At 61.7% G+C, this 5455-nt stretch carries 5 protein-coding genes; 2 read left to right on the forward strand and 3 right to left on the reverse strand.

The window, feature by feature from the left end; genetic code table 11:
* Window positions 1-757 precede the first annotated feature (757 nt).
* Complete coding sequence (locus FHS87_RS22900; protein ID WP_184522128.1) at window positions 758-2023, forward strand: AAA family ATPase; 1266 nt, start codon at window positions 758-760, stop codon at window positions 2021-2023.
* 51 nt (window positions 2024-2074) lie between these two features.
* Window positions 2075-3223, forward strand: a complete 1149-nt coding sequence (locus FHS87_RS22905) for a ParB/RepB/Spo0J family partition protein (RefSeq protein ID WP_184522131.1) — start codon at window positions 2075-2077, stop codon at window positions 3221-3223.
* A 122-nt stretch (window positions 3224-3345) separates the two neighbouring features.
* Here FHS87_RS22905 and FHS87_RS22910 read toward each other — a convergent pair whose 3' ends face one another.
* The 3 genes from FHS87_RS22910 to FHS87_RS22920 form a co-directional block, all read right to left on the reverse strand.
* A complete protein-coding gene (locus FHS87_RS22910) occupies window positions 3346-4287 on the reverse strand; it encodes a replication protein RepA (protein ID WP_184522134.1) in 942 nt (313 codons plus the stop codon).
* Window positions 4288-4836: 549 nt separating this feature from the next.
* On the reverse strand, window positions 4837-5265 hold the full coding sequence (locus FHS87_RS22915) for a DUF6880 family protein (protein WP_376766460.1): 429 nt from the start codon (window positions 5263-5265) through the stop codon (window positions 4837-4839).
* Window positions 5241-5455: hypothetical protein (locus FHS87_RS22920; RefSeq protein WP_184522140.1), on the reverse strand; the 215-nt coding region annotated here is incomplete at its 5' end. The genes FHS87_RS22915 and FHS87_RS22920, both read right to left, overlap by 25 nt.

The raw sequence follows: 5455 nt of genomic DNA on the forward strand, positions 1-5455 counted from the left end.
TCTCAGCCTCCCGAACCAGCCGTCGGAAGGAGCGAATCACACCTATGGCCCTGGCGGGATCACATGCGAGTCAGCGATCAAGGCCGTTGGTATGAGGGGGTCGTCTCCGGGCTGTGCGAATGTCTGAAATCGATCTTTTCAGAGGCTTTGACTTGTTGAGACCTCGACGGCTCACTCCAGTTGAACGCGTTCAACTGGAGTCGTCGATGAGCAACAAAATGCAATGCGAAAGCAAAATAGGACGATTATCTACCAATTAAGCTTAGCCGACCCCGCACCATGATCGGTAGGAGGAAAGAACATGATGACGCGATACGTCTCTTGGTGGGTCCAGGGCTGTTCATAGTGAGCGATGTGCTCTGAGAACCATAGCGGCGCTGACCGTCATGCAGCTTGGTAATAGTCATGTGTGCTCAGGCCAAGAAGTAAAGCAATTGGGTATTTTTTCTTAGGACGATTGGCGATGAGTATGTGGAAGTGGCCGGTTGAACGCGTTCAACTCGCCATAAATCCACTTGGAGAAGGCCAGAACAGAGTCTCCGAAGCCAAGCAAGGCTGATGTACACACGACACAGCCCAACCAAAGACGAACCATAGGCAATAGGATCTGATGACCTAGGTCTTGCCAAGCGCCTGAGGCCGGCCTGAGAGTGCAGCCGCGCGACAAGCCCTTCTTCAGGGACCGAAAGCGCAAAAATGGCGAGACCGTCGCAAAATGCGCTTTACGGCGGTATTGTTCAGGGTCGTGGAGGGTCCGATGTCTTGGCATGCAACACTGGAAGGCATCACGAAAAGGCTGCGGAGCCAGCAGTCGGCTATCATAGCGGACCAGAACAGCAGCAACCGCGAGAAGTCGCTCCGACGCTTCACGTCAAAGGAGGTCTCCGCGCTCCTCGGGATAACGGAGAGCCATCTCCGTAATAGAGTGAGCAGCGCTGATGCTTTTCCGCAAGGAACGCTTCTCGGGAAGAGCCGATACTTCACTCTGGAGGAGATCAACGCAGCACGGCGCTGGCTTCACGACAACACCGGCAATCAGAGGTATCGGCCCGGTAAGAGAGACGGCGAGGCTCTGTGCGTCGTGGCGAACACGAATTTCAAAGGGGGCGTCGGAAAATCCACGTCCACGGTTCACCTTGCGCAGTACCTCGCCCTCAAAGGTTATCGCGTCCTCATCGTGGATCTCGATGCCCAGGCATCTTCGACGGCTCTCTTCGGAATCGACCCGGCCCGTCACGTTGGCCGTGATGCCGCCGGGCACGTCCTACCGGCAGGGACTTCGATCCATGGCTGGATCTCGCGGGCGACTGGAGACGAGAACGCGGCTGCGACCGATGCCGTCCGGCGCACTTACTGGCCGAACATCGATCTCGTTGCAGCAAGCGCGATATTGCATAGTTCCGAGGACATGCTGAAGCAGCGCTCGATGCCAAGCATGCACGGCCCGATGGCCGAGGTGGACTGGCACCATGAGGTGCGTGCTTTCCTCGATCATGTCGGCGATGCCTATGACGTGGCCATCCTCGATTGCCGACCTGACATCAACATGTTGTCTGTCAACGCGTTCAGCGCGGCTGATGGGCTCATCGTCCCCGTCCTCGCGACCAACATGGACCTTCAATCGATGACAGAGTTCATGGCCTTTCTCGCGGTCACGGAAAGGCGCCTGCTCAAATTGTACGGCAAAGACATATGGCGCGGCTGGACCTTCCTCCGCGTACTCGTCAACCGCTACGTGGCAACCAGCCGTCCCCAGACCGAAGTTGTCGACAGCATGAACCTAGTCCTCGGCCCGCTCATGATCCGCCATCCTATGGTGGAGACGAGCGCCCTCGGTTCCGCCGGCAACATGAAGTGGACACTCTACGAGTACGTTCCTGCCAAAAGCGAGGACCGCTCCTACAAGCGTGCAGTGGCAGCCATGGACGCGGTGGGAAGTGTCATAGAGGCGGAGATCCTGGGCTTCTGGGGCAGAAGGCCGCAGGAAGGGGCTGATGCCGGCTACGGCGTCGCGGCCGAGTAAGAAGGGGAGGGGGGTATGGCACAGCGCCCACAGCGCGCAACGCGGCGCAGCATGGCGGAGATTACGAGCCAGCTGACGGATGACGAGATCGCCGAGGGGTCTGCGCCTGATCAGCCCTTCACGCCTCTCGCCGCCTTCGACCGCGTGGAAATGTCGTTGCAGGAGAAACTCGCGCGCACTCAGGCCGCACTTGATCGTGCTGAGGCCGCTCTCATCGCGGCCGAGGCAGGCGGACCAAGGGACGTGCACGCCGCCAAAGAACAACTGGCGGCCGCGCTCGCCGAGAACGATCGCCTGAAGTCGGTTATCGCGAGCGCTACCCCAGGCCAGGGACTTAGTGAGTTCCGCTATATCGACCCCTCGCGGATCGAGGATGCACTTCCAGCCGACCGATTCGATATCGCCTACTCCCATGACGAGATCGCTAGCCTCGCCGAGAACATTAGGCAGCGCGGCCAGGACCTCGCCATCCTCGTTCGACCGAAACCAAGCTCCGAACCGGGCGAGGCTTACGAGATCGCAGCGGGCAAACGTCGTCTCGCGGCGTGCCGTCTTCTCGGCATTACTGTTCTCGCGCGGGTGCGGGATCTCTCCGACGAGGGCATGCTCGCCGCCCGGTTCAGCGAGAACCATCACCGGGAAGACCTCAGCGCCTTCGAGCGGGCCCGGTACTTCGCGCACACTTTGGAGCGGACCGGGCTCACCGGGACGGAGCTCGCATCCATTTACGGGGTGGATAAATCCCTCATCTCGCATCTGCTCAAGCTCCGGCAGATTCCCGATGCCGTGGTTCTCAGCTTTCGCGATCCCCGGGCGGTAAGCTTTCGGAAAGCGAGGGAACTGCTGGAGGTGCTGACGAGGGATCCGACCGCTGAGAACCGCGTCGTACAAGCCCTTGGAGACCTGGCCCAGCGCGTCTCCCAAGGCGACGCCACTGCTCGGGCCGCCGAGGAGATCTCGACAGCCCTGGCAGCCGCCCGCCGCCAGGGTCTGCCCGATCGCCCGCGTAGGCGCGCGACAGCGCGCCCAATCTTTCTCGGAAGGCGGCAGATTGCCACCGTGCTTCAGCGCGAGGGACGCTGGCACATGCGCTTCGACGACCACGTCGGGGAAGAGTTGATCGAGCGCCTGAGTGATCGCCTACCAGCCATCTTGGAGGAGCTGGAGAAGGAGTTAGTGAAGCCTTCCACAGGTACCTAGCTAGATGCTCTGTAGAATCACTACCGCGAGAACCGGGTGCCGCTCTGAGGATCTGGGGCAACCTGGGGAAACCAGTGAGCGGGAAATTTCCCCGTCTTCGGGGAATCCAGTGAGGAGCGCTCTCAGCGGCTCGCGGAAATGAGCTTGGGCGCGACCGGGGGCCGCGAGGGCTTCAGGACTACCCCGTCTTCTGTGACCTCGACGCGGGCGGCGGGATAAACGGCCTGGGCGAGGGCCAGCGTTCCCGGGAACTTGTTTTTGAAATGGTAAAGCTTGCTAAACCCTGTGCCGAACTGGGCTTTCAGCGCGGCCCAGGGGACGAGCCGATCAGCCTTCAAAACATGCAGCCGATAGGCAAGCCAGAGATAGCAGTCCAACGCAGGCGCATTATTCGACAACGCTTTGATAGCCGCCTCTTCTAGAGGAACAGGGTGCTTCCTTAGCTGCTCGAAGAACCCCTCGGAGAGCTTGGCCGTCTCCAGTGACAGCCGGCCCTGTACAGCTCCATCATCGGCCTCAATGAAGAGCGCCCGATCCACGATGGTCTGCTGCACAAGACCAGAGGCGCGATTGCCGGTCGCAATGTCAAAGGTCAGCTTGCAGCGGGAAATGCGCTCTGCTTGATCCCTGACCGACTTCCCCGTCATGCCACCCGCCGGAATCCCGACTCTTGCCAGCCAGCCCCGCATCGAACCGCCTAGTTCGACTTCGCGGCTCCCTGTGCGAAGGGCTTCAGTTTGCAAGTAGAGCAGGATTAGGCGCGCATGGCTGCCAAAAGGAACTCCTACAAACTCGAAGAGTTGAGAGCCATCTGCCGCGACGACCTGTCGGCGTCCGGGCTCGACCATAAGCTTAACTCGTTCGCTAACGATTCCCCAGGGAGCGTCATCGGCTAAGCGCTTGTGCGGGAGGGCGCACTGCGCCCAGCCTGAGTAAGCGAAGCCAAGACCGCTGTCCTCGTCGGACAGGTAAGCCGCCGCAGCCTCGACGATTGCGCGCTCGATCCCTGCGTCGATGGCTCCCCTGCGGCCCTTCGCCTCGATCAGCTCATGTACCGTTCCCATGGCAGGCACAATGCCTTAGCCCGGTAGCAGAGTCGCCGGGGAAAGGAGTGAGAGGAGCTACTAGGGAAGCTAATTGAAATCCTACTATTAGAATCATCACTGCTTTCCTCGGGATAACGCGTGCAAGCTACTGAATTTCGGAGAGGCGTCTCACTCCTTTCCCCGAGCTGCTCACTCCTTTCCCCACCGCGCTTGTGGATGATTGATCCTCTCACTCGATTCCCCAACAGGGGAGGCGCTCACTAGATTCCCCACAGTCTCTGCGACTCGGGACAGCTCATTACGGTCTGCGCCCAGGCGGCGACCCTCGCGCGGATCACGCCCGGCATCTTCCCAGTCCACCCTCACATTTGCCTTCCGGGAAAGCCGCGCCCAGCGCTCCGTTTCCGTAAACACGAGAGAGGTCCCGGATACCGGCAGCTCTGAACTGTCAACGCCGGTTGGATTCTCCGCAGAAGTGCCGAAGTAAATTTCCCCAGTTGGCGGGCGCTCAGGTGGCGTTCGGCGCTGAAGGTCTGGCCTTGGGAGGCCTGCCTCGCCGGCGTGGCGTTACCTGGGTGAGGGCCGCGGACGGGACGCGCATGCTGTCCGGCACGAGGTCGACGTGCTGGCGCAGGCCCGGACGTCGCGCACCGCGTAAGGGTATTGCCGCGAGAAGGCCCGTCTGAGCACGTCCTCGGCCAGGGTCCGGCGCAGCAGCGTCGCAGCGACCGGGTAGCGCTCGGCCACCGCCTCGGCCGCCGGGCGGAGCCGCCCGTAGTCGCGCCCGTCCATCTCCCCGCAATGCGCCCTCACCAGTCGGTTCGCAGCGTCGAGGTTGGGCCAGGCGACCAGGAAGCCGAGCCCCAGATTGCGGTCGGGATGCGCCAGGGCGTGCGCCATCGCCCGCTCCTCCGCCTCCATGTCGTCGAAATTCGGCAGGCGGCGCAGGTAGTGGCGCAGGTGCTGTGGGTTCAGCCAGCGCTCGTGGCGGACCAGCGCAGCACCTGGGCCTCCTCGCCCCGCCCGAGCGCGTCCAGCACCGCGTCACCCTTGGCCAGCGCTATCAGCAGCTCGGCCAGCCGCAGCGCGCCCGTAAGCGGTGGTTTGAGGCCGTATTGTCCTGGAGCGTGCTGACGGCGAGGTAGCGTCACGGATGGTGAGGTGACGCGATGTTGGAGCGTGTGGC

Origin of the sequence: Muricoccus pecuniae (genome assembly GCF_014199205.1) — a bacterium.
Taxonomy (GTDB): domain Bacteria; phylum Pseudomonadota; class Alphaproteobacteria; order Acetobacterales; family Acetobacteraceae; genus Roseomonas; species Roseomonas pecuniae.

Coding starts and splice junctions, on each gene's coding strand:
- FHS87_RS22900 (WP_184522128.1), top strand. CDS start 758: ATGTCTTGGCATGCAACACTGGAAGGCATCACGAAAAGGCTGCGGAGC.
- FHS87_RS22905 (WP_184522131.1), top strand. CDS start 2,075: ATGGCGGAGATTACGAGCCAGCTGACGGATGACGAGATCGCCGAGGGG.
- FHS87_RS22910 (WP_184522134.1), bottom strand. CDS start 4,287: ATGGGAACGGTACATGAGCTGATCGAGGCGAAGGGCCGCAGGGGAGCC.